Here is a 1256-nt window from a genome sequence, read left to right on the forward strand (position 1 = left end):
GAGCCGCGCCTCCGCGATCTCGGCGAGCCACACCTGCACGACGTCCAGCACCCGGCACGTCAGCGCCAGCGCCGCGTGCGAGTCGCCCCCGCCCACCGCCTCCAGGACCGCCACCGCGGGCACGTCCCCGCCCAGGGCCGCCACGTCGTCGGCGGTGGCCACCGCCACCCACGCGGGCGCGGGCTCCTCCCGCGCCGGAGGCAGTTCGGTCCAGTCCACCCGGAACAGCGCATCGCCGGCCGCCGTGTCCGCCGCCGTCTCCAGCCGCGCGGCGGACACGGCCCGCAGCACCAGAGAGTCCATCGTCAGGACCGGGCCGCCGGTCTGGTCGGATGCCTCGACGGTCATCATGTCCGGACCGCACCGCGCGACCCGGACCCGCAACGCCGACGCACCGACGGCATGCAGCGTCAACCCGTTCCAGGCGAACGGCATCACCGACTGCCCGGATCGCTCCTCCGCGGCCGCGGCTGCGATCGTTCCGGTCTGTAGGGCCGCGTCCAGCAACGCTGGATGGATGCCGAACCCGGCGGCACCCTCCCGGTGCTCGTCGGGCAGGGCGACCTCGGCGAAGACCTCCTCGCCGCGCCGCCACACCGTGCGCACGCCCTGGAACAGCGGCCCGTAGGCGTAGCCGCGCTCAATCAGGTCGGCGTAGAAGGTCCCGGCCTCGACCTCCCGCGCCCCCGGCGGCGGCCACGAGGTGAAGTCGAACCCGGCGCCGCTACCCGGGGTCGCCGACAGCACACCGGTGGCGTGCCGGGTCCACACGTCCGCGCCGTCCTCACGCTGCGAGTACACGTCCACTGTGCGCGCCCCGGTGTCGTCAGGCCCGCTCACCGCGACCTGCAGCCGAACCCCGCCGTGCTCAGGTACCACCAGCGGCGCCTCGGTCACGAGCTCGTCCAGCACCGGGCACCCGGCCTCGTCGCCGGCACGCAGGGCCAGCTCGACCAGCCCGGTGCCGGGGAAGAGCACCATGCCGCCGATCGCGTGGTCGGCCAGCCAGGGATGCGTCCGCAACGAGAGACGTGAGGTGAACACCAGGCCGTCGGACCGCGGCAGCCGCACGACCGCACCGAGCAGCGGGTGGCCCGCCGCCGCCTGCCCCAGCGACGCGACGTCGGCCCGCTCGTCCGGCTGGAGCCAGTAGTGCCGGTGGTCGAAGGCGTAGGTCGGCAGGTCCACATGCCGGGAGGTCGCACCACTCGGCAGAATCCCGGCCCAGTCCAGGGGGACGCCGCGGACGAACAGTT

1 protein-coding gene is annotated in these 1256 nt (G+C 74.6%); it reads right to left on the reverse strand.

Going from position 1 to position 1256, the window contains the following annotated elements:
* Positions 1 to 1256: polyketide synthase dehydratase domain-containing protein (locus tag AF1_RS32575; protein ID WP_217999881.1), on the reverse strand; the 1256-nt coding region annotated here is incomplete at both ends.

This window comes from Actinomadura formosensis NBRC 14204 (assembly GCF_001552155.1).
In the GTDB taxonomy this organism is placed as follows: domain Bacteria; phylum Actinomycetota; class Actinomycetes; order Streptosporangiales; family Streptosporangiaceae; genus Spirillospora; species Spirillospora formosensis.